The sequence below is a fragment of the Vibrio sp. 1F279 genome (genome assembly GCF_041439815.1).
Classification (GTDB): domain Bacteria; phylum Pseudomonadota; class Gammaproteobacteria; order Enterobacterales; family Vibrionaceae; genus Vibrio; species Vibrio tasmaniensis_A.
The window spans coordinates 75,369-97,744 of record NZ_JBGOOU010000015.1 but is presented as its reverse complement, the minus strand read 5'-3'; the positions used below and the strand labels follow the sequence as shown (position 1 = coordinate 97,744).

Genomic DNA, 22,376 nt, shown 5'->3' with positions numbered 1-22,376 from the left:
TAATGACAAAAAAAAGTAGCAATATATGGATATTGAATCCAACACTTAGGCGGCAGCTAACCAACAAAAATGATGGGACAAGTAAAAAATTGCACTCTACAGATTGCAAAATCCTAGAGACCTTGTGTAAACATAAAGGACGAACCGTTTCTAAGAGCGCTTTGACAAATGCGGCTTGGCCAGGCCGAGTCGTCTCCAAAGCCAGTTTGACACAGTCCATAGCCCACCTTCGAATAGCTTTAGGTGATAACGGTCGTGAGCAAAATATAATAAAAACCGTCCCAAAACATGGCTACAGTCTTGTGGAAGATCTTGTAGAAATTGAGATACCAATTATCAACACACAAAATAACCAATCAACTGATGGTCCAACTACAACCCAAGAACTTCTTAAGATAGAGGTTAAAGAACAAGTATTTTTTTTAAAACACTTTCAAAACTTTACCTTGTTGGTTCTGTCATGTCTGTTATTGCTTAGTATTAGCTGGTTAACACAACTAATATATTACAATAGTACAACAGAGCGTATAGAGTGGGGGCAACGAGATTACTTAGGGGTAACATACTTTTTTACTAACAATCAAAATGGAGAAGATCACTTCAAAGCGTTCAAAGGAAAGTACACAAACAATTTGCGTATGTTATACCTATCCGACAACCCTGAAACATTTTATATATCCTGCACCTATCAATTAAACAGATCACACATGCGCAATACTATGAATATGAGTTTCTCCCAAAAGTATTCAGTAGAACAAATGAAAGAGGTAATTAATGAGCAATGTCAATAAAATCATTATATTACTGGTGCTCGCGAATACATTGTTTATGACCGTTATTTCATGGATGAACAACCTAAATAACCCTCCATTTCTTGTAGGTCGTGAGAATACCATGCTGTTCTCGCGTGGTCGTACGTACACAGACTTTGAGGTCGACTCGTTCAAAGAGGTTATTACCGTTGATCATAAATTTGGAGGGATTCACGACGTACATTCGAGTATATTGTCTGAAGGCGAAACCAAAGCACTGAATATCTACTACTCAGTTAATTTTTTTGGAGAAAACCTCTTTTCTACAGCTAATGCCTTACGAAGTGAAAACTACACGTCTTCGGTTGAACCAGACTTAGTAGAGGCCCATTTGATGGAAGGCTCATCAGAACAATTTTTTCAGACTTTGTATCAAGACAGGTATACATTTTGTTATTCAAGTTTATTAACCAGTAGTGTTCAATGTATCACCGCAGATTAACCAAATAAATAGAGTTATTACCCTAACTTAATCAACAGATTTGGTTATAACTGAAAATATTGATAATATAACCTATAATTATCATACACTTAAAAACAAGCGCTTACATTACAATCAATAATACGTATTCCACTTTTCAGATTTGTTTATTAGTCTTGCCCCCCCCCATTAGGACATAGTGTTAGCAAATAGGACATCTAAGAGAAATACAGTATTTATGATCAATAAAAGAGAACCCTTAAAGATCACCGCACTTTTATTGGAAGGAAGCCCAATTACAGCGATTTCGGGACCAGTGGAAATGCTTACAATTGCCTTAATACAAGCGGGATTTCCTGCTCCCCTAGTTAGCTATGTATCCGTCACAGGAGGCCCGACGCAATTTCTGGGCGGACTTACTATCAACTGTTACACACATTGGGAATCTGTTGAACATACAGACATTTTATTAATAGGAGCATGTGGTGACGTAAGCAATGAATCTTATTTTTTACTCGAAGATGTTAAGTGTTGGTTGAAAAAACAAATCATCCAGTGCGAATTTGTTCTCTCTTTATGTACAGGAGCATTTCTTTTAGCTGAGCTTGGTGTTTTAAACAAACGAAGCGCAACCACACATTGGGTATATGCTGAACGCTTCCGCGAACAATTCCCTCAAGTGAAATTTAAACCACATTTGAAAATAACTCATGAAGGCAAATATATTTGCACCTCAGGTATTAAAGAATACTTTTCCGCAACAATAATGTTAATCGATGCTCTATTAGGTACAAGACAAAGAATAAAATGCGAACAATATTTAGGCGGTGACATTTCGAAAATAAAACGAATTTGTTTAACGAATTTTGCTCAATACCATCAACATAGCGATGGTTTGATTAACCGATTGCAAGAGTATATGCATAATGAAGACCCCGGTAGGTTATCTGTGGCTATGTGTGCAGAAAAAAGTTTTTTGAGCGAAAGACAAATGAAGCGTCGCTTCAAAGCAGCGACCGGAGAATCGCCAATGAATTACATACAACGCATTCGAGTAGCGTTAGCTAGAGAAAAATTAGATACTACAAGTTTGAATATTGAACAGATATCCCAACAAGTTGGCTACAATGACACCAACCACTTCCGCTCGTTGTTTAAAAAATTTTACGAAATGACACCAACAGAGTATCGAAAGATGACACAGGTTTGCGAAATTTAACTATCATAGTTTTTGGCTAAACCTAAACCACAAGTTTAGATCAAGAGAGTTACCCATTTCAATTAAGATAGATGCTTAATTCGGACTCAAAGAAAATAACAGGTAACTCTCGTATTTCCATACTAATAATATGTGAACGTTCAACGAATAACACTTAGTTTAAAGACTTCATTGACTACATGTTCCGTAGTAATCCAACCGTTGAATCATAAACTCTGCGACCGCTTATGCCTTTTAACCCTAACTACATTTGTTTTCTCCAGTAAATAATAGTTTACCCTCCTTGTTAAGCAACCTAACAGCGCCGTCTTGAACATCCCGTCATTTACTGGATTTATGACCAAACAAGCCCTCGATTTCTTTTACGTTAGGCTTAGGTAGTCAACGAGTATAAAGAACTTAAAAAGAATGCCCACAGAACCAATGTTTTGAATAGTAAAAATTTCGGGGTTGAAGACGAGGAAAGCCAAATCAATTGCAGATAAAACTTGGGATTAAAAACCAACTAAGTGGATTATTCAACAGCTATTGCGACTAGTCATAGACAAAAGCGTTTTAAATCGTAGAACCTACAGGTCAGAAATTACCTACGTTGCTTATACGTTAGTAACTGCGACACGTGAGACTACATTGTATTTATTCACCAACGATTGAGTGAATGACTCGATAGAACACACAAAGAAAGAAACAATCAGTTCCTCATTCAGCTCGTCATCAAATAGCTCATAGCTATTGATTTAGGCCGAACGGAGAATCAAGTCAAACCTATCACGGTCTGGTGGAGTCAAGTAAAAGTAGGCTAGGAATTACCTAGGTCAATAGAATGTGCGGTTGACAGGAAATTCGAAAAAGTAGTGATCTCCAATTAGGTTAGACTAATACATAGGTAGGCTGGGTGTAAACTTGAAAAATAAGCTATCCTAGACACAATCTGACAAACACGAATCAAAAACTAGTGACTGTCAGATCGGAGGCTAAAATACTAAGTCGATACACCTAAGGGGAATCACCTTTATCAAAAAGTAAACTCTATAGAGAGAGCTCCTCTAGGACAGGAGTGATCGATTGATGAAGTTCACTAGTTTCATATGCTCCTGCTAATAATTTGCTCGGATAAGCAATTGAATGACTTAAAACCTCACCAATATTGTTAATATGAATACGCTTATCAGCTATACAAGCACTTAAACATGTTTTAATAAATTGTTTTGTTGTATCAAGCTCAAGTAGACGTGCACATCGCAGCGCTTCTTTAGTTCTTTCATAAAGTATTTCTTCAGACAACACGATTTGCTCCCTCTCCATTAAGTAACATAACAATGTGAAATTCTTCGCTTTCTCTCATCGCAGCAAGAAAAAGATTTTCTCTCATTTCTTTTTGTTCTTTACTATCAAAAAGTACATATTTAGTTAATGTATCAATGGCTTGATACTCAGTAATTTCTTCTTGGCTGACTATTGCCGATAAAACGCTCTTCGCTAGATTAGTTGAAATGTCGAACTTTAGTTCTTTTGCTTTAACAATCATTGCTTTAATAACTTTATTTTTTTGAGCTCTTATAGTACATATTTTCAGCTCATGTTTATCAAATGCATACCCGATGTCATCGAGTAATTGACTCACTTCTTGATACACTTTTGCATTCCTCTGACTTATTGACCTTACCCTTATATGTTAACGATATATGTTTAAAAACAAACAATGAAACCAATTGCATCAATAAGTGAAATATCATAGATATCAGAATGTTAAAAAAAAATGTCGCAATTACGTCCAGAACATATGGCATATATGTCCTATTTGGTCGCTATGCATTAGAAACAAAGACTCTCTATTAAGAACAACGGGGATTTCATTCTCACAATTGTTGGCATTATAAAAAAGACATATTCCCTTTGGGTTCGAGACTTTACATCAAATCATAAAAAATAAACCATTGATATAAAAAGGTTATTAATAAAATGGCTGAGTATATGGACAACATTGCCTATTTTATTTCTAGTATGCAAATGGATAATAATGCACAAAATCGAAACTTAAAAAGGAACCGAAAATGTTATATGCACAACCAGGAACTGAAAACTCACTTGTTGATTTCAAGCCACAATATCAAAACTTCATTGGCGGAGCATGGATTGCACCAAAACAAGGGAAATATTTTACGAACACCTCACCAGTAAACCATTCCGTAATTTGTGAAGTTCCGGCGTCTACTAAAGAAGATATCGACTTAGCAGTTGATTTCGCACACAGTGCAAAAAATGACTGGGCGTCAACATCTAGTACAGAACGCTCAAACATACTGTTAAAAATAGCTGACCGTATTGAACAAAATCTTGAGATGCTTGCTATTACAGAAACATGGGATAACGGGAAACCTATTCGTGAGACTCTCGCCGCTGATATTCCTCTAGTTGTCGACCATTTCCGTTACTTTGCTGGGTGCATTCGAGCACAAGAGGGCTCAGCTGCAGAACTGGATTCACAGACAATAACATACCATTTCCCAGAACCTGTTGGTGTGGTAGGACAAATTATTCCATGGAACTTCCCACTATTGATGGCTGCTTGGAAATTAGCACCAGCGCTAGCCGCAGGCTGTTGTGTTGTATTGAAACCAGCGGAACAAACTCCAGCGTCGATCTTAGTACTAATGGAACTCATTGAGGATCTAGTTCCTGCCGGTGTGATCAATGTCGTAAATGGTTATGGCTCCGAGGCAGGTCAAGCACTCGCTACACATAAGAAAATTGCTAAAATTGCATTTACCGGCTCTACGGAGGTTGGGCAACACATCCTTAAGTGCGCAGCCGATAACCTAATTCCATCAACTGTCGAACTAGGTGGTAAGTCTCCAAATATTTTTATGGCCGATATATTTGATCACGAAGATAATTACCTCGATAAATGTATAGAAGGCGTATTACTGGCTTTCTTCAATCAAGGCGAAGTATGCACATGCCCTTCTAGAGTTTTGATTCAGGAATCAATTTATGACCGCTTCATTTCGCGCTTACAGGCTCGTATGAAAACAATTCAGCAAGGGAACCCGTTGGATACCGATACACAAGTCGGCTCACAAGTTTCACGAGAGCAATTTGATAAAATTCGTCAATATATAGCCCTTGGCCATGAAGAAGGAGCAGAGTTACTTGCTGGCGGTAAGAGCTATGATAAGAATGGTTACTTTGTAGAACCTACTCTCTTCAAAGGAACTAACGAAATGCGTATTTTCCAAGAAGAAATCTTTGGTCCAGTCGTTGCTGTTACGACATTTAAAGATTATGAAGAAGCACTTGCGATCGCCAACGACACTGAATATGGTTTAGGTGCAGGTGTATGGACACGCGACAACAATCTAATTGCACATATGGCGAAAAACATCCAAGCAGGACGGATTTGGGTTAACTGTTACCATGCATACCCTGCCCACGCTGCGTTCGGTGGCTATAAGAAATCCGGCATTGGTAGAGAAACACACAAAATGATGTTAGATCACTACCAAAACACTAAAAATATTATTGTAAGCCATAGTGTTGATCCTTTAGGCTTTTTTTAATAGTTTAAACTAATTACCTGCCCGATAACTATCGGGCAGACTAAAGGTTTACACAGTAACCTTCTGTCTCTTTCCCCTCTTTATCGAGCGCCCCGACGTAAAAATAATCACTATGATTTTGCTTCACACTAGTGTGGCTATTAATATTTTCTTATATAAAGCAATCAAACACTGAACAATTATCAACCAATTAAGGGGATAAGTGGCTGCCTCTAACTCAAGCCTTAAATAATCAAGCTATTTAATGATTTAGCCAATACAACCGTTACTTTCAAAGTCGCTGTAAGATCATCAAAGATTTTCAATTTAGATCCACATTGGATCGGCTTCCATTTTGATATACTCGTTATCTGGAAAACCAAAACAATCGACATTCAGTTCAAAAATAAGATTAGAGCCCTTACATTGTTCTCAAGGCAGTTTACAATGAATGTTAGTGATACAAGAGCTATTACCTGATGCCGTCACGTATCTTGTCCATGCATTACCTGTCCGAGAGTCGGTATGGTGGGCAACATGCTGCGCGTAAGCTAAATTGGATTGGAACTCAGTTGAGAATGAAGCGATTCAGTCAGCAAAAGTTTGGGTTCATGTTCCCGATGAAACAAATAGCCCTCAAGCAGGAAATAGTGCTATCAAGGCCGGACTTGACGCAAGCGCAAGTGGGCAGCCCAAGCTGCTTTGGGGAGGGGTGGTAGCATGACGGCTCCGTCTGATCCAATCGTTCCCCCGCCACAATATTTGTATGCTCAAGCCGCTGCGGGCAGTATCAACCTTACAGCTGTTTTACCTGAAGGTGAACAAGCAAAACAACGTTACGAGCTATTTATCGAAATGGGTCTAAACATTGTCCAAGGTGGTAATAGATCCAATACCGGAAAGCAAGTATTGGAGTCCTAAATGCTACCTGCTGTAAGAGCCACTGACATGCATATGCGCCCAATGCAGACCCCTGACCTTGTCCCTACTCCTCATGTAAGTGGACCGTTACTCCCATTGTCCACAACGGTATTGATAGGTAATTTTCCAGCAGCAACGCTGGGGAAAATATGTATTTGTGTAGGCCCACCAGACGGTGTGGTAAAAGGTAGTGCGACAGTGTTAGTCAATAATAAGCCCGCTGCCAGAATGGGTGATCTTACCGTACATGTTGGCACAATTATTATGGGAATACCAACGGTCTTAATCGGAGGTTAATGCATGACTGGTTTATAAAAATGTCCTTATAATCAAATATTAAACTACTCATCAATTCGTAAACTCTCAACTAAATCTAAATCAAATTAGTATCACAAAACACACCCACTTGATGATAATTTTAGGTATCAGGCTTAATCTCAGATTAGCGGGAATAGAAAAACAGTCATGCGTTTCAAAATCAAAATGTACTAGTGAATTTTTCAAAATAGAACTCCAATCGTTTAGCCTAAGGTGGTTGACTCTTGTGTTTCTAGGCGATATAGCGCTTTACACGCCCTAGCGAACCCTTACAATGTGCAGCAAATATATTTATCAAGGTTTATCTCTATGTCTATTCAATGGTTTCCGGGTCACATGCATAAAGCCCGTAAAGAAATCGAAGAAGTTATCCCACAGGTTGATGTGATCATCGAAGTACTGGACGCTCGTATCCCGTTCAGTAGTGAAAACCCAATGATCTCTTCACTGCGCGGCGATAAGCCTTGTGTAAAAGTGTTGAACAAGCGCGATCTTGCGGATCCTGAGCTTACTGAGCGTTGGATTGAGCACTTCGAGAAAGAGCAAGGCGTTAAAGCGATTGCGATTACTACTAGCGCTAAAGAAGAAGTTAACCACGTTATGGAGCTCGTGCGTAAGTTAGCACCGCACCGTGAACAGATGGGTAAGAACATTCGTACAATGATCATGGGCATCCCGAACGTGGGTAAATCGACCATCATCAACTGTTTAGCGGGACGTACGATCGCGGTTACTGGTAACCAACCTGCGGTAACTCGTCGTCAACAACGTATCAATCTACAAAATGGCGTGATCCTTTCAGATACTCCTGGAATCCTATGGCCTAAAGTAGAAAACCCACACAGTGGCTTCCGCTTGGCTGCAACAGGCGCTGTAAAAGATACGGCAATGGAATACGATGAAGTGGCATTCTACACAGTCGAGTACCTTGCAAAGCAATACCCTAATCTTTTGCAAGAACGCTACCAAATTGAAGAGCTTCCAGAGTCTGACATCGAATTGATGGAAGCGATTGGTCGTAAGCGTGGCGCACTTCGTGCTGGTGGTCATATAGACATTCACAAATGTTCGGAAATCCTACTTCATGAACTGCGTAATGGTACTTTAGGTAAAGTAACGTTAGAGCTACCAGAAATGATCACACAAGAGTTGATCGAAGTTGAAGAAGCGGCTGCGCTGAAAGCCGAACAACAGATTAAGAAAAAAGAAGAGCGTCGTAAACGTTACTTGAAGAACAAGCGTTAATCTCTCTTCGTTTTATGAAAAAAATTACATGGTGCGACTAAACGCCAAATAATTGAAGCGTCTACTCTAATCAAAAAAGCCCCGAACAATTTAATGCTCGGGGCTTTTTAGTTTGTTCTTCTGCTTTAAAGCAACTTCAGTAAGAGGTCGCTGTTGAGCAAGGAACCATTATTCAACTTGAAGTGACTAAGAATACACAATGCTTGCTGTTTTCTGTTCAAGTTCAACGGGAGAGCTCCAAGAGATCACCTTCTCATTCACTTGACTTCCACATGGTGCATTCCAAACTTGCTCTAGCTCTTCTTTACCACCAATCGCTTGATAAAAAGCAATGGCTTGGTGATTTTCAGACATCACCTCTAGGTACAGACCTGAATCCGAATAGTATTGCTGCAACCACTTCGATAATTCAGACAATAGACGCTTACCGACACCTCTACCGCGATAATTATTGTCTACGTGTAATGCATCAATGAACGTGCCACGCTCAAAGTTGTGATTACCAAACGCGCAGACGAAACCAACCAGTAAACCACCCTCTTCAAGCAATAAAACATGTTGGTTAAAAGGAGGATTAATCAAACGAGTCTGCCAAATAACAGATCTGTCCTCCAAAACATCATTTTCTAAGTAATCATCAGCAAGAATGCCACGATAATATAGCTTCCAGCTATCCGCGTGTAATTGGGCAATCCGCTCATAATCTTTATATTCAGCTACCTTAATTTCCATTTATTAGCCCTTAGTACTTCCATTTATGACTTGCTACTACATTTCACACTACCTTTATACAATATTTAAGCAAAACATACTAATACACGTTTACACTTTCAATATTGACTTACACGTGCACGCTGATATTCTAGCGCACAGATGTAAGCTCAATGGAAATTTGCTAATGAATAGTGCCGACAAACAATCTACAAAAAAGCCGCCATTAATCTGGCTCAATATTTTTGTATTCTCTTTTAGTATGCTGCTTGCTGTTGTTGCGGCTCCCGTTTATGGCTACTTTTTTGGCTATGGTATGGAGCACTGGATATGGCTAGCAATCTGTTTTACGTTCTGTAACCTTTCAATCACAACGGGTTATCACCGCTTATGGTCACACAAAGCGTTTGAAGCGCATTCAAGCCTAAGATTTTTATTTGCATTAGGTGGCGCATTTGCTCTGCAGAACAGCGCGTTACACTGGTCTTCTGATCACCGTGTGCACCACAAGCATGTAGATAACAACGACAAAGACCCATACTCAGCAAAACGTGGTTTTTGGTATTCTCACATCGGGTGGATGATTCGTAACTACAGCACCTCGATGTATGAAAATTATGAAAATTGTCGAGATTTAAAGAAAGACAAAATTGTTATGTGGCAGCACAAGCACTATGTTCTGTTGGCATTGCTAATGAACTTCGGTGTTCCTATCACTTTAGGCGTTATTTACGGTGACGTACTTGGCATGTTGTTAATCGTAGGTGCTGTTCGTTTGGTGCTTAACCATCACACGACATTCTTCATTAACTCTCTTGCTCACATCTGGGGTAGTCAACCTTTTACCGACAAAAACACGGCCCGTGATAACGGTGTGTTAGCGGTTCTAACTTTTGGCGAAGGCTACCACAACTTCCACCACATCTTTGAGAACGATTACCGCAACGGCATCTACTGGTGGCAATACGATCCTACAAAATGGTTGATCAAGAGTGCTTCTTTGATGGGATTGGCAAGCAAGCTTAAGAAAACCCCTCAAGCTCGTATCGAAAAAGCAGAAGCATCAATGTTACTTCAACGCACGCAGCAAAAGATCATGCATCGTGCCGACAAACAACAAATCGCGGACAAACTTCAGCAAGAATTCGATGCTCTAGTGTCAAACATGAACGAGTATTACGAAGTCAAAAAGCAGCTACTTGAAAGCAAACGCGAAGATGTTGTGAAGAAGTACGAACACTCTCTACTTAAAGTTCGTTACCAACAAATCAAAATGAATTTTGAGCAACAGAAAAAAAATTGGGCAATGACTGTGGAACAGTATGCTTAAGGTAGAACAATATACTTAAGGCTGAGTAGTCCGCTTAATGTACCAGTAACGACACTGCTTAACTCTTATTTGAAGCCCTCATATTTCTATGAGGGCTTTTTTATGAGCGTAACCTATTTGCCATTAGCCATTAGCCATTAGCCATTAGCCATTAGCCATTAGCCAAAGACTCTCAAGTCTAAATTGTGGACTTCAAGAACCATAGTTATTGGATTCCAGAACTCTTTCTTCAATCTGAATTTATACTTATATTACTTTAACTTACTGAGTTTAGACCTAAGGAATTAAAAATGAGCAAACTGACTATTATTGCAACTATCGTCTCTAAAGAAGACAAAACCGAGCTTGTTAAAGCAGAGATGATTAAATTGATCGATAAAACCCGTGTTGAAGACGGTTGTATTAACTACGACCTGCACCAAGATAACAGTAACCCTGCTCACTTCGTTTTTCATGAGAACTGGGAGTCTGAAGCTCATCTAGAGAAACACTTAGCGAGCCAACACATCGCTCAGTACATGGCTGCAACTGAAGGTTGTATAGAAACTTTTGAGCTTAACAAAATGACGCACATTGCTTAAGCAGTCACTCAGCACTGATTCAATAAAAACCCTGCTCTCAACGCAGGGTTTGTCTTTTCTACACACTTATATCTGCTCATTCTACTTATAAAAAAGCCGCCTCTCTCACCGCCTTTCTCAGGTAAACACCCATTTCATTATAAGCTTCCTTTCAACGCACAAAAACCACTCACGATTTATAAAACACCCCTTCATATGCAACTAAAACAAGCAAAGGTGATCCAAGTTATATTCTAGCAAGCTGCGAAATTTGTTTATTAACATCCAAACAACAGTAGTTAATCACGATTTATAACCACAATTAACATCGAAAAAAATGTTTGTCTTAGATCATACCAAACTCAAGTTTGCCTCGTGCCACAGTGTAGTTTTCTGTACATTCATTGTCATATTCTGAAACACTTTCTTATATTTTTTAAACTTTGTGGAGATTTCTATGTTAGAGCTCTTGATCGGATTAGTGATTACCATTGCTGTTGGTTACTTTATTGTAAAAGGCTATAAAGCAGCGGGCGTGTTACTAACTGCTGGCCTTGCCCTACTTCTTATTACCGGCCTTATTGGTCACACAGTCTTACCAGCTAAAGTCGCATCAACAGGTAACATGGTTACCGACTCACTAGAATTTGTTAAGTACATGCTTCAGTACCGTGGGGGCGGCCTGGGCATGCAAATCATGCTTCTTTGTGGTTTTGCTTCTTACATGACGCACATTGGTGCTAACAACGTAGTAGTGAAACAGTTCTCTAAACCGCTTGCTGCTATTAAATCTCCCTATGTACTTCTTGTTGCGGCTTACATCGTAGCGTGTCTAATGTCTCTAGCAGTAAGTTCTGCAACAGGCCTTGGTGTGTTACTGATGGCGACACTATTCCCAATGATGACGGCGATGGGTATTTCACGCCCAGCAGCGGTTGCCGTTTGTGCATCACCTGCAGCAATCATTCTTTCACCAACCTCTGGTGATGTGGTTATCGCAGCTGAAAAATCAGGCATGTCTCTTGATGTGTTTGCTGTTCAAACAGTATTGCCTGTTTCTATCTGTGCAATCATCGTGATGGCTGGCGCGGCTTTCTTCTGGAACAAATATCTAGATAAGAAAGAAAACACGCCAATGGAAAAAGTAGACGTATCTGAAATCGAAACAACAGCACCGGCTTTCTACGCGGCACTGCCATTCCTACCTATCATCGGTGTTTTCCTATTCAACGGTCGTACGATTCCAGGGCTTTCACTTGATATCTACACCATTGTCGTAGGTTCTATCTTCGTGGGTGCAGTTATCGATTACGTTGTTAAGAAGTTTGACGGCGAGAAAACATTAGAAGACTTAGATTCTTGCTACCAAGGCATGGCTGACGCGTTCAAAGGCGTAGTAATGTTGTTGGTTGCGGCGGGCGTATTTGCTCAAGGTCTAATGTCTATCGGTGCAATTGATAACCTAATCGGTCTTGCTGAATCGGCAGGCGCAGGCGGTATCGCATTAATGCTTATCCTAACAGGTTTAACGGTTGCTGCAGCTATCGCGACAGGTTCTGGTAACGCGCCTTTCTATGCATTCGTAGAACTGGCTCCATCACTAGCGGCGAAAATGGGCTTGAACCCAGCGTTCCTAATCATCCCTATGCTTCAAGCATCTAACCTAGGCCGTACCATTTCTCCAGTATCTGGCGTAATTGTTGCGACATCGGGTATGGGTAAAATCAGCCCGTTTGAAGTTGTAAAACGTACTTCTGTTCCAGTAATCTGTGGTCTTATCACGGTTATCTTTGGTACGCTGGTATTGGTTCCAATGGCAGCTTAACTTAAAGAAACACTCTATCTAGACTGATACAAGCTAAGATAGAGATGCCGATATAAAATGCCCTAACAAAAAGGCGCTGAACTTAATAAGTTCAGCGCCTTTTTTGCGTCATATTAATTAGAGAATTCAAAACTCTATCTATTGGAGCATGACACTAAAAATGCACAAGGGATTGAAACAGCACAGCTTTAAATAGTATTACTTAAAAAGAACAAGCCCTACTTCATGTCACCATAACGTTCTAAATAAAGAACGGTTGCTGCGGTACGAGAAGGCACTTGCAGCTTTTTCAACAAACTCTTCATATGTACCTTAACTGTCGATTCAGAAATAAACAGGTGATCGGCGATCTGCTTGTTACGGTAACCTTTCGCGACTTCTTGAAGAATTTGCATTTCACGTTCAGTCAGTTGGTCGAAGATGTCGTTGCGGCTCTCAGCATCATTCAAATAGCGAGCTACCACACTGCTGTATGCCTTATCGCCGCTATGTGCTTGCTTAAGCAGTTCAATCAGCTCATCGGGTTCAGTATCTTTCAGTAAGTAACCATCAGCGCCCGCTTTAACAATCGCTTCGATATCCGCAGGGCTATCAGAAACCGTTAAAATAACGATGTTAGCGCTTGAACCATCAGTTCGAAGTGCTTTTAGGGTATCTAGCCCAGACATGCCTTTCATATTCAGATCCAATAGGATCAAATCAGGTTCTTCTTCATGGGCAAGTGCGACCGCTTCTGTACCGTTACTTGCTTCTGCAATCACTTCAAATTCATCTTCAAAGCTCAGTAATTGGCTTATACCTCTGCGCATCAATGGATGATCATCAACCAACATTACTTTACAAATCGTCAACTTTAACTTCCTTTAAACTTTTATATTTCAATATGACTGTACAGCCCTCACCTTGAGCCGCTTCAATCGTTAAGTCACCATTCAGTCTTGCCGCACGCTCCTGCATAATACTCATTCCGTAGTGGTTCATCTTCGAACTACTTGGGTCAAAGCCTTCTCCATTATCTTTAATCACGACTAATACTTGTCCGTCCTCATCGATACAGCATACATCTATCAAGTCGGCATTGGCGTGTTTTATTGCGTTTATTGTTGCTTCACGAATCAATTGAAGCAAGTGAACCTGACTGTGTGCATCAAGCTCGAGCGATGAAAGGTTATTAGTTAATTTAATCTTCGCATCGGTTCTTTCACTGAGTTGCTCTAGCATGGTGCTCAAAGCATCTCCAAAGCTACCCTCTTTGATGGATAACCTAAATGTGGTGAGTAGCTCTCTCAATTGAGTATAAGCACCCGCTAATCCATTCCCTAGCTCAGATGCTATCTGCTCTGACTGCTCTCGATGTTTGTGCTCCGGAAGTTTACCAATAACACGCTTTAACAATGTCACTTGGATTTTTAAATACGACAGCGATTGGGCCAATGAATCATGCAGTTCACGCGCAATCGTCGCTCGCTCTTCCATAATAATAAGCTGCTCAGCTTTCTTTTGAGCACGATTATAGTAGATAGCTCTCGATAGCAGTTGGATAAAACTCTCAATTAGCGTCTTAGTTGAATGACCGTGATGATATGAGCAATACAGATAACCCAAAACAAGTTCGTTATCATCCAGTTTCATTTCAAACTTTTCATAATCGCAAGTCGGGTCGTAACCTTCATCCATAATCAAAGAACGTCCCGAATTATCGACGATTTCTAACCTTAGCGATTCAATCCCTTCTAGACTGACCAAGTGCTGCAAAATAGCTCGGAAATTTTCCGGTGCAACACGCGTTACCGTGAGTTCTTGAGAAGAATAATAGAGTGCTTGCAATGATTGGTTAGCATTTTGTAACTCAACCGTCTTGGCATCGACAACATCTTCAAGGTTTCGATACAGCACGCCTAAATCTTTCGCCATCGAGTTAAATGTTTTGGTCAAAATGCCCAATTCATTATTGTTGGTAACCTCTAACTTAACCTCGAAATCACTATTTTTGATTCTCTGGCTAGCTCTAACGAGAGCGTGTAGAGGCTTAACAACTTGTTTACGTACAAAATGAACAACAAAAAGAGATATGACGAGTATTCCACCTAGACCTATACCACCAGCCCATGCCAATTTAATTAATTTATTTTCTGAAAATTCTTGTAACTTAAAAACAAAGCGGTCGATTTCAATAACAAAATTTTCAACAAGTACCAGGTAGTGTTTTCTATCTTCGCTATTTAAGACCTGCTTCAATTCGTGCCAACGGCCAATTATTAAATAATAATCATTTGTAATATCAGTTGGCACTTCCCAACTCACCAAATTAGTCATCGATGTGGAATAAAGGGAACTTTCAAATTCACGAATATGAGAATCGTAATCCACTGATTCTATTTGAATATCATGCGCTAAACGGTAGCTTTGCATGCGCATCGAGCCAGCCACATTAACCGCCTCGGCATCATTAAGGCTGGACGCTAATGTAAAAATAGCAAAACCGGTGGTGGCAACTGAAAGGAGCAATATAAATAGCAATGATTTAGCTATTGTCCTCGTCACAGATGAAACAGGTTTAATAAGCAAAGTTAATATCCTGAAGGTATAAAAATGGCTGTCGGGAACCTATTGTCACACATCAAAAAACAGAGCTCCATTCAATATGTGACCAAACGCTTCATAATTTATTGATCTAAGACAATATAGGATCCTATTTAGCCCTTAAGGGGTATTTATACAAATATTTCTAAAACTATACTACTTGTGAGGATAAATGACAAGATATTAACGAAACAATGATCTACAATTACAACATCTTAGCAACATTAGTAGGCATTTAGTGGTAGACCTATCGAGACGCCGCCTATTCTCTAGGCGCAAAGTAGATTCAAGCCAAATTCGATTGCCTTGGATTAAAAGTCTAGAAAGCTTCGCAGATGATTGTACACGTTGTGGTAAATGCATCGAAAGTTGCGAGACACACATCATCATTGTCGGCGACGGTGGTTTTCCTACTGTCGACTTCTCAAAAGACGAATGTACATTCTGTTATCAATGTGCAGACGTTTGTCCAGAGCCAATTTTTAAACCCAAGGAAGAAACGCCTTGGCTGGCAAAAGCAACTATCTCTGATAAATGCTTGGCCCAACAAAATGTTGAATGCCGAAGCTGTGGTGACATGTGTGAACCTATGGCGATTCAATTTCAACTTAGAGCAGGCAGTGTTGCTCTACCAAAAATCGAGTTAGATGAGTGTAGCGGTTGTGGAGCCTGCGTAGCAGTTTGCCCTACTTCGGCTATTCTTGTGAGTAATGCATAAAACAAAAATAACGAGAGCAATTTATGGCACTAAATGAAGTGCATATATCAAGTTTAGTCGTGCATGTGAGCCCAGAGCATCTAGACGAGATCAAAGCACAAATCGAGCAATACGATAATGCGGAAATCTACGGCAGTAGCCCTGAAGGCAAAATCATCGTGGTCCTAGAAACCGAGAACCAAGGTTTTGTTACGGACACCATCGAAGAAATTAATAATATTACGAACGTTTTAGGGACAGCTTTGGTTTACCACCAAATCGAGACTGGACTAGACGAAACGGATTTAGAAACTGGAAGCAACAATTCTCAACTTGAGGGTGAAGTATGAAAATGACAAGACGCGCGTTTGTGAAAGCAAACGCAGCTGCATCAGCGGCAGCCGTTGCAGGTGTAACTCTACCAGCAACAGCAACCAACCTGATTGCTAGCTCTGATCAAACAAAAATCACGTGGGATAAAGCGCCTTGTCGTTTTTGTGGTACGGGCTGTTCGGTACTAGTTGGTACTCAAAACGGTAAAGTGGTCGCGACTCAAGGCGACCCAGAAGCACCTGTAAACAAAGGCCTTAACTGTATTAAAGGCTACTTCCTTTCAAAAATCATGTACGGTAAAGACCGTCTTGAACAGCCTCTTCTTCGTATGAAAGATGGTGAGTTCCACAAAGATGGTGATTTTGCACCAGTATCTTGGGACAAAGCTTTCGACGTAATGGCTGAGAAATGGAAAGCCGCTCTGAAGAAGAACGGTCCAACAGGCGTTGGTATGTTCGGTTCAGGCCAGTGGACAGTAATGGAAGGCTACGCAGCGGTTAAGCTGATGAAAGCGGGCTTCCGTTCAAACAACATCGATCCAAATGCTCGTCACTGTATGGCATCTGCGGTAGGTGCATTCATGCGTACTTTCGGTATCGATGAGCCAATGGGTTGTTACGATGACTTTGAACACGCAGATGCATTCGTACTATGGGGTTCAAACATGGCAGAAATGCACCCAGTACTATGGACTCGTATTACAGACCGTCGTCTAAGCCACCCACACGTTAAAGTAAACGTACTGTCTACTTACTACCACCGTTCTTTCGAGCTTGCAGACACAGGTTACATCTTCGAACCTCAATCAGATCTAGCGATTGCTAACTTCATCGCTAACTACATCATTCAAAACGATGCGGTGAACTGGGAATTCGTGAACAAACACACGAACTTCAAGCAAGCAACAACAGACATCGGTTACGGCCTTCGTGACAATGACCCACTACAGAAAGCCGCTGCGAACCCTAACTCAGGTAAAATGACTGATATCAGCTTCGAAGACTACAAAGCTTCTGTTGCTGAATACACCGTTGAAAAAGCATCTGAAATGTCAGGTGTATCTCAAGATGACCTTATCAAGCTGGCTAAGCAATACGCAGATCCAAACATCAAAGTAATGTCACTTTGGACTATGGGTATGAACCAACATACTCGTGGTGTATGGATGAACAGCCTTGTGTACAACATCCACCTTCTTACAGGTAAGATTTCTACCCCAGGTAACAGCCCATTCTCACTAACGGGTCAACCATCTGCGTGTGGTACAGCTCGTGAAGTAGGTACGTTCTCTCACCGTCTACCGGCAGATATGGTTGTTGCTAACCCTAAACACCGTAAGATTGCAGAAGACATCTGGAAGCTTCCAGAAGGCACTATCCCACCTAAACCGGGTAAACACGCTGTTGCTCAAGACCGTGCGTTAAAAGACGGTACGATCAACGCGTACTGGGTAATGTGTAACAACAACATGCAAGCTGGTCCAAACATCAACACTGAACGTCTACCAGGTTACCGTAACCCAGATAACTTCATTGTATGTTCTGACCCGTACCCAACAGCAACAGCGCAAGCTTCTGACCTTATCCTTCCTACAGCAATGTGGATTGAAAAAGAAGGTGCTTACGGTAACGCTGAGCGTCGTACACAAGCATGGTACCAACAAGTTAAAACCGTAGGTGAAGCAAAGTCTGACCTATGGCAAATCATGGAGTTCTCTAAACGCTTCACTGTTGAAGAAGTTTGGGGCGAAGAGCTTCTAGCTAAAGCACCTGAGTATCGTGGTAAAACGATGTACGACGTGCTGTACAAAAACGGCAACGTTGATGCATTCCCACTGTCTGAAGCACAAGAGCTTAACGACGATGCTCAAGCTCAAGGTTTCTACGTTCAAAAAGGTCTATTCGAAGAATACGCAGCCTTTGGTCGCGATCACGGTCACGATTTAGCACCTTACGACACTTACCACAAAGTCCGCGGCCTACGTTGGCCTGTTGTTGACGGTAAAGAAACACTGTGGCGCTTTAAAGAAGGTTCAGATCCATACGCTAAGAAAGGTTCTGGTTGGGATTTCTACGGTAAGCCAGATGGTAAAGCTCTTATCATCAATGCTCCTTACGAAGCGCCACCAGAAGTACCAAGCGACGAATACGACATGTGGCTATGTACAGGTCGTGTTCTTGAGCACTGGCACACAGGTACTATGACTCGTCGTGTACCAGAACTTTACAAAGCAGTACCGGATGCACTTTGTTACATCCACCCTGCTGATGCTAAAGCTCGTGGCCTTCGCCGTGGTGATGAAGTTCTTATCGAAAACAAACGTGGTGAAGTACGCGTTCGTGTTGAAACTCGTGGTCGTAACCGTCCACCACAAGGCTTGGTATTCGTACCATTCTTTGATGCAAGAATTCTGATCAACAAGTTGATCTTGGATGCAACGGATCCTCTGTCTAAGCAGACGGATTACAAGAAGTGTCCAGTTAAGATCACCAAGGTTTCTTAAGAGCCAAGCGCTTTTCGAACCTAGATACAAGATCTAACGTATTTAATATTGCGACTACTTTTTTCATCACTTTTTGAAGGAAGTAGTCCACTCAAAGAATTAGCCTTTAGGCGGAGAAATTAACCATGAAAAAACTGATTACTGCCCTACTATCAGCTGGTCTTTTGCTAGCTGGTGCAGTTCAAGCTCAAGCTGAGCTGGATAACCCAGGCGGCATTGGTGGCGTAGAATCTCTACGTGGTGCAAGTGAACTTGAAGCAACTCGCGCAGCAGATGACTTCAAAAAGTTTCCTCGTGACCAAGTACTTGAGAGTGACTACGTATACCAACCACCCTTAGTACCTCATACTATTCGTAGCTATGAAGTGTCTCTTAACGCTAACAAGTGTCTTGCTTGTCATAGCTGGAAAAACGCAAAAGAAATGGGTGCAACTAAAGTGAGTGTAACTCACTACATGAACCGCGAAGATGCGGTACTTGCTGATGTTTCACCTCGTCGTTACTTCTGTCTACAGTGTCACGTACCTCAAGCTAATGCTAAACCGCTAGTTGAGAACGAGTTCAAACCTGTAGATTCACTGCGTTAATCGTAGCCGGACTGTAAGAGAGGCTATATATGATAAAATTACTTAAAGCGTTTTGGAAAAGACTCGCGACACCAAGTAAAGCAGCGGTAGGCGTTGTTTTGTTCTTGGGTTTCTCGGGTGGTCTTTTGTTCTGGGGTGCATTCAACACGGGTATGGAAGCAACCAATACGGAAGAGTTCTGTTCTGGTTGTCACGCACCTATCGTTGCTGAAATCCAAGAAACAATTCACTACTCTAACCGTTCTGGTGTTCGTGCTATCTGTTCAGACTGTCACGTACCTCATGAGTGGACAGATAAAATTGTTCGTAAGGTTCAGGCTTCTAAAGAGCTATACGCACACTTTATTGCGAAAACCATCAATACTGAAGAAAAGTTCAAAGCACGTCGTGCTCACTTAGCAGAACGCGAATGGGCTCGATTGAAAAAGAACGATTCACTTGAGTGTCGTAACTGTCACCAGTTCGATTACATGGACTTCTCAGAGCAGAGCCCTCGTAGTGCGAAACAACACTCGACAGCGCTAGCTTCTGGTGAAAAAACGTGTGTAGACTGTCACAAAGGTATCGCACACAAACTACCAGACATGCACGGCGTTGAAGGCTGGCAATAAGGAGCGATTGAATGAGTACTTTAGAGAACGTAATTTGGCACATCCTAGGTTACAGCGCTATGCCAGTTATCATTCTTGGTGGCTTTGCAGGTGTTGCAGCCGTATCTCTTTGGCTTTTATCTATGACTAAAGACAAAGAAATCGATTAGAAATCGAAGAGTACGTCAACTTTTATCAGCTAATTTTAATCCATTCTGATATGGGTTGACTCTAAAAAGCCACTGATTTCAGTGGCTTTTTTAATATCTAACGTTTTATCTTTTTATTAATAGGTGGCAAGCTCCCTACCTCACCTCTTAAGTCACATCCACAATACAAAGTACCTTTCTACAGAGCCCTTTAGATAGACACTTCGATAGAAAAGAACGGTTATTACTACACCACAGCCACTTAACCGGTGTAAACAATATCGCTAAGATCGAAGCATAACTCGGTGACATTTCGGCCTTTTGTTTTTAATTTCATGTGTTTTGCTATTGATTTCACGTGTTTCACGATTAATTTCAGGTGTTTTGAGTAAATAAATCAACAATTTGACTAGATTCGTCGCGAAATTGGATTAGAATCACACTGTTTTTGACAACACTTAATTGAATTTAATGCAGTTCGACCTTAAAGACTCAGTAAAAATTTCCATAAACACATTGGTTGTGGGAATGTTTGTGACATCAATTCAGAAAAGTGAGCGTGTTTATTTATCTAACGCTGGACGCGTGTCTTCAAAAAAAGGAATTGATACATTAGTTAATAAAGGCATTAAGTATGTCTGGGTTGACAAGAAGCTCTCTGCTAAAGGTTGTAAATTTCATCCAGTTCCTGATGATGAAACGAGTGAGGAACAACAAAAGAGCAGTAAAAGTTCTCCAAGTAAATTGGTCTCTCGAGAAGTAAGACAAAAAAATGCAGAGCGAATCATCCAAGAAGCGCGTGGTCTTGCTCAGAAAATTATTACGGCAACATTTGATTCGCATACGTTTGTTGCGGATGAACTGGATGGTTGGGCGAATGAGCTGATTGAATCAGCACTGATCAATTCAGATGCCTTGCAATGTGTTTCTGCATTACGTAAGAAAGATGCCTATTTGCTTGAACATTCCGTTAATGTCGCCACACTTTTGGTCACTTTTGGTCACTTTTGGCAAGCATTTGGGTTTTGGCAAAGACCGATTAAAGCCATTGGCTATTGGTGGGATTATTCATGATGTCGGTAAAGTGCATATCGATGATAACGTTTTGCATAAGCCTTCTCGTTTAACCGAGGAGGAATTCGCTCACATCAAGCAACACCAAGTATTTGCTAAACCTATCATTAAAAAAATAGAAGGCTTAAGTCAAATTAGCCGTGATGTATGTTTAATGCACCATGAAAAGTTAGATGGTACAGGTTACCCGAATGGACTGAGTGGCGAGCAAATCCCGCAGCACGGCCGAATGGCTTGTATCGTCGATATCTATGACGCATTAACGGCTGACCGTTGCTACAAACGTGGAATGAGCCCAGCGGAAGCGTTTAAAATCATGTTAGGTATGACACCTAATCACTTAGACCGGCAATTGGTGTACAAATTTATTAATTGCATTGGTATTTTCCCTATTGGGGCCATCGTTGAGCTGAGCAATGGCCATCTTGGAATTGTATGGTCATCGAATGATGATGCTCCTGTTGAGCCTGTCGTTAAGTGCTTCTATTCACGAAAGAATAAACGTTTCATTGACGTCAAGTATGTGGATTTAAAACACAGCTGGCATACGATTGTAAAAGCAATTTCTCCTACGAAGGCTGAAATTGATGTCACCCCTTTCTTTTAATAGAGCCTGCTATTCGAGGGGGATGAGGTCAGCACTTTCCATGTATGGCCTGATTAGATAAAACGGACAAGTCTAGAAAGCCACTGATTTCAGTGGCTTTTATGTTTTCAGAAGTTCTTTCATAAACCCTTTACTAGCCCATATCCATATCCATATCCATATCCAATTTTAATCAATAACCAAACACTCATTTCACCTCCAATTTACTCGCTGTTAGGTATATCTATAGATAAATACCTTAGAGTAAGACAGCATGAACACACACCGCCCCCTATCCGCGTTATTACTACTGGGTAGTCTGACCTATCTCACGGGTTGCGCTTCTCTATCACCAACGCCGCAAGCCAGTTTG

At 40.9% G+C, this 22,376-nt stretch carries 20 protein-coding genes and 2 pseudogenes; 17 read left to right on the top strand and 5 right to left on the bottom strand.

Annotation, left to right across the window (positions count from 1 at the left end; all coding sequences use genetic code 11):
* Window positions 1-2: 2 nt before the first annotated feature.
* The 3 genes from ACED60_RS12950 (at window position 3) to ACED60_RS12940 (ending at window position 2,452) form a co-directional block, all read left to right on the top strand.
* Window positions 3-791 carry a winged helix-turn-helix domain-containing protein gene (locus ACED60_RS12950; RefSeq protein WP_041473207.1) on the top strand — a complete coding sequence of 263 codons (789 nt, stop codon included), beginning with the start codon at window positions 3-5 and terminating at the stop codon, window positions 789-791.
* Window positions 775-1,254, top strand: coding sequence for a hypothetical protein (locus tag ACED60_RS12945; RefSeq protein WP_012600542.1), 480 nt, complete (start codon window positions 775-777; stop codon window positions 1,252-1,254). The genes ACED60_RS12950 and ACED60_RS12945 overlap by 17 nt, the downstream gene beginning before the upstream one ends.
* A gap of 217 nt (window positions 1,255-1,471) precedes the next feature.
* Window positions 1,472-2,452, top strand: a complete 981-nt coding sequence (locus tag ACED60_RS12940; RefSeq protein ID WP_041473087.1) for a GlxA family transcriptional regulator — start codon at window positions 1,472-1,474, stop codon at window positions 2,450-2,452.
* 1,029 nt (window positions 2,453-3,481) lie between these two features.
* Here the strand turns inward: ACED60_RS12940 and ACED60_RS12935 are convergent.
* Complete coding sequence (locus tag ACED60_RS12935) at window positions 3,482-3,739, bottom strand: hypothetical protein (RefSeq protein WP_004731227.1); 258 nt, start codon at window positions 3,737-3,739, stop codon at window positions 3,482-3,484.
* A complete protein-coding gene (locus tag ACED60_RS12930; protein ID WP_012600539.1) occupies window positions 3,729-4,088 on the bottom strand; it encodes a hypothetical protein in 360 nt (119 codons plus the stop codon). Before ACED60_RS12930 ends, ACED60_RS12935 begins: the two co-directional genes overlap by 11 nt.
* A 418-nt stretch (window positions 4,089-4,506) precedes the next feature.
* Here ACED60_RS12930 and ACED60_RS12925 point away from each other — a divergent pair, with 418 nt between their 5' ends.
* The 4 genes and pseudogenes from ACED60_RS12925 (at window position 4,507) to ylqF (ending at window position 8,475) form a co-directional block, all read left to right on the top strand.
* Window positions 4,507-6,012, top strand: a complete 1,506-nt coding sequence (locus tag ACED60_RS12925; RefSeq protein ID WP_012600538.1) for an aldehyde dehydrogenase family protein — start codon at window positions 4,507-4,509, stop codon at window positions 6,010-6,012.
* 442 nt (window positions 6,013-6,454) lie between these two features.
* Window positions 6,455-6,912, top strand: a pseudogene (locus ACED60_RS12920) (Twin-arginine translocation pathway signal); the annotation flags it as partial.
* The gene (locus ACED60_RS12915) at window positions 6,913-7,209 is read left to right on the top strand and encodes a PAAR domain-containing protein (protein WP_012600534.1); all 297 of its coding nucleotides are present in this window, start codon (window positions 6,913-6,915) and stop codon (window positions 7,207-7,209) included.
* Between the two features lie 330 nt (window positions 7,210-7,539).
* Complete coding sequence (gene ylqF, locus ACED60_RS12910) at window positions 7,540-8,475, top strand: ribosome biogenesis GTPase YlqF (protein WP_009845440.1); 936 nt, start codon at window positions 7,540-7,542, stop codon at window positions 8,473-8,475.
* A 186-nt stretch (window positions 8,476-8,661) separates the two neighbouring features.
* Here ylqF and ACED60_RS12905 read toward each other — a convergent pair whose 3' ends face one another.
* Entirely contained in the window at window positions 8,662-9,207 is a 546-nt protein-coding gene (locus ACED60_RS12905; protein WP_102250368.1) for a GNAT family N-acetyltransferase, read from the bottom strand.
* Between the two features lie 166 nt (window positions 9,208-9,373).
* Between ACED60_RS12905 and ACED60_RS12900 the strand changes: the two genes are divergently transcribed.
* The 3 genes from ACED60_RS12900 (at window position 9,374) to dcuC (ending at window position 12,901) form a co-directional block, all read left to right on the top strand.
* The gene (locus ACED60_RS12900; RefSeq protein ID WP_135381553.1) at window positions 9,374-10,516 is read left to right on the top strand and encodes a fatty acid desaturase; all 1,143 of its coding nucleotides are present in this window, start codon (window positions 9,374-9,376) and stop codon (window positions 10,514-10,516) included.
* 290 nt (window positions 10,517-10,806) lie between these two features.
* Entirely contained in the window at window positions 10,807-11,097 is a 291-nt protein-coding gene (locus ACED60_RS12895) for a putative quinol monooxygenase (protein WP_135381552.1), read from the top strand.
* Between the two features lie 436 nt (window positions 11,098-11,533).
* Window positions 11,534-12,901 (top strand): anaerobic C4-dicarboxylate transporter DcuC, encoded by a 1,368-nt coding sequence (gene dcuC / locus ACED60_RS12890; RefSeq protein WP_009845449.1) that lies wholly within the window; start codon window positions 11,534-11,536, stop codon window positions 12,899-12,901.
* A 218-nt stretch (window positions 12,902-13,119) separates the two neighbouring features.
* On the opposite strand, the gene ACED60_RS12885 is transcribed toward dcuC, so the two are convergent.
* Together ACED60_RS12885 and narQ are read right to left on the bottom strand one after the other, a co-directional pair.
* On the bottom strand, window positions 13,120-13,752 hold the full coding sequence (locus tag ACED60_RS12885; RefSeq protein ID WP_371727716.1) for a response regulator: 633 nt from the start codon (window positions 13,750-13,752) through the stop codon (window positions 13,120-13,122).
* Complete coding sequence (gene narQ, locus ACED60_RS12880) at window positions 13,739-15,469, bottom strand: nitrate/nitrite two-component system sensor histidine kinase NarQ (RefSeq protein WP_371727715.1); 1,731 nt, start codon at window positions 15,467-15,469, stop codon at window positions 13,739-13,741. Before narQ ends, ACED60_RS12885 begins: the two co-directional genes overlap by 14 nt.
* Window positions 15,470-15,722: 253 nt before the next feature.
* Between narQ and napF the strand changes: the two genes are divergently transcribed.
* From napF to ACED60_RS12845, 7 genes and pseudogenes are all read left to right on the top strand, one after another.
* On the top strand, window positions 15,723-16,202 hold the full coding sequence (gene napF / locus ACED60_RS12875) for a ferredoxin-type protein NapF (protein WP_017101835.1): 480 nt from the start codon (window positions 15,723-15,725) through the stop codon (window positions 16,200-16,202).
* A 23-nt stretch (window positions 16,203-16,225) separates the two neighbouring features.
* Window positions 16,226-16,531, top strand: coding sequence for a chaperone NapD (locus ACED60_RS12870; RefSeq protein WP_009845453.1), 306 nt, complete (start codon window positions 16,226-16,228; stop codon window positions 16,529-16,531).
* Window positions 16,528-19,017, top strand: a complete 2,490-nt coding sequence (napA, locus tag ACED60_RS12865) for a periplasmic nitrate reductase subunit alpha (RefSeq protein ID WP_009845454.1) — start codon at window positions 16,528-16,530, stop codon at window positions 19,015-19,017. The genes ACED60_RS12870 and napA overlap by 4 nt, the downstream gene beginning before the upstream one ends.
* A gap of 125 nt (window positions 19,018-19,142) precedes the next feature.
* Window positions 19,143-19,604 (top strand): nitrate reductase cytochrome c-type subunit, encoded by a 462-nt coding sequence (locus ACED60_RS12860; RefSeq protein ID WP_009845455.1) that lies wholly within the window; start codon window positions 19,143-19,145, stop codon window positions 19,602-19,604.
* Window positions 19,605-19,633: 29 nt separating this feature from the next.
* Window positions 19,634-20,215, top strand: coding sequence for a NapC/NirT family cytochrome c (locus tag ACED60_RS12855; RefSeq protein WP_009845456.1), 582 nt, complete (start codon window positions 19,634-19,636; stop codon window positions 20,213-20,215).
* Between the two features lie 11 nt (window positions 20,216-20,226).
* Complete coding sequence (locus ACED60_RS12850; RefSeq protein WP_009845457.1) at window positions 20,227-20,364, top strand: TIGR02808 family protein; 138 nt, start codon at window positions 20,227-20,229, stop codon at window positions 20,362-20,364.
* A 450-nt stretch (window positions 20,365-20,814) separates the two neighbouring features.
* Window positions 20,815-22,024 (top strand): annotated as a pseudogene (locus tag ACED60_RS12845) (HD-GYP domain-containing protein).
* Window positions 22,025-22,376 lie beyond the last annotated feature (352 nt).

Excerpts from the sequence above, each read along its gene's own strand:
- ACED60_RS12950 (WP_041473207.1), top strand. The coding sequence starts at position 3 with ATGACAAAAAAAAGTAGCAATATATGGATATTGAATCCAACACTTAGG.
- ACED60_RS12945 (WP_012600542.1), top strand. The coding sequence starts at position 775 with ATGAGCAATGTCAATAAAATCATTATATTACTGGTGCTCGCGAATACA.
- ACED60_RS12940 (WP_041473087.1), top strand. The coding sequence starts at position 1,472 with ATGATCAATAAAAGAGAACCCTTAAAGATCACCGCACTTTTATTGGAA.
- ACED60_RS12925 (WP_012600538.1), top strand. The coding sequence starts at position 4,507 with ATGTTATATGCACAACCAGGAACTGAAAACTCACTTGTTGATTTCAAG.
- ACED60_RS12915 (WP_012600534.1), top strand. The coding sequence starts at position 6,913 with ATGCTACCTGCTGTAAGAGCCACTGACATGCATATGCGCCCAATGCAG.
- ylqF (WP_009845440.1), top strand. The coding sequence starts at position 7,540 with ATGTCTATTCAATGGTTTCCGGGTCACATGCATAAAGCCCGTAAAGAA.
- ACED60_RS12905 (WP_102250368.1), bottom strand. The coding sequence starts at position 9,207 with ATGGAAATTAAGGTAGCTGAATATAAAGATTATGAGCGGATTGCCCAA.
- ACED60_RS12900 (WP_135381553.1), top strand. The coding sequence starts at position 9,374 with ATGAATAGTGCCGACAAACAATCTACAAAAAAGCCGCCATTAATCTGG.
- ACED60_RS12895 (WP_135381552.1), top strand. The coding sequence starts at position 10,807 with ATGAGCAAACTGACTATTATTGCAACTATCGTCTCTAAAGAAGACAAA.
- dcuC (WP_009845449.1), top strand. The coding sequence starts at position 11,534 with ATGTTAGAGCTCTTGATCGGATTAGTGATTACCATTGCTGTTGGTTAC.
- ACED60_RS12870 (WP_009845453.1), top strand. The coding sequence starts at position 16,226 with ATGGCACTAAATGAAGTGCATATATCAAGTTTAGTCGTGCATGTGAGC.
- napA (WP_009845454.1), top strand. The coding sequence starts at position 16,528 with ATGAAAATGACAAGACGCGCGTTTGTGAAAGCAAACGCAGCTGCATCA.
- ACED60_RS12860 (WP_009845455.1), top strand. The coding sequence starts at position 19,143 with ATGAAAAAACTGATTACTGCCCTACTATCAGCTGGTCTTTTGCTAGCT.
- ACED60_RS12855 (WP_009845456.1), top strand. The coding sequence starts at position 19,634 with ATGATAAAATTACTTAAAGCGTTTTGGAAAAGACTCGCGACACCAAGT.
- ACED60_RS12850 (WP_009845457.1), top strand. The coding sequence starts at position 20,227 with ATGAGTACTTTAGAGAACGTAATTTGGCACATCCTAGGTTACAGCGCT.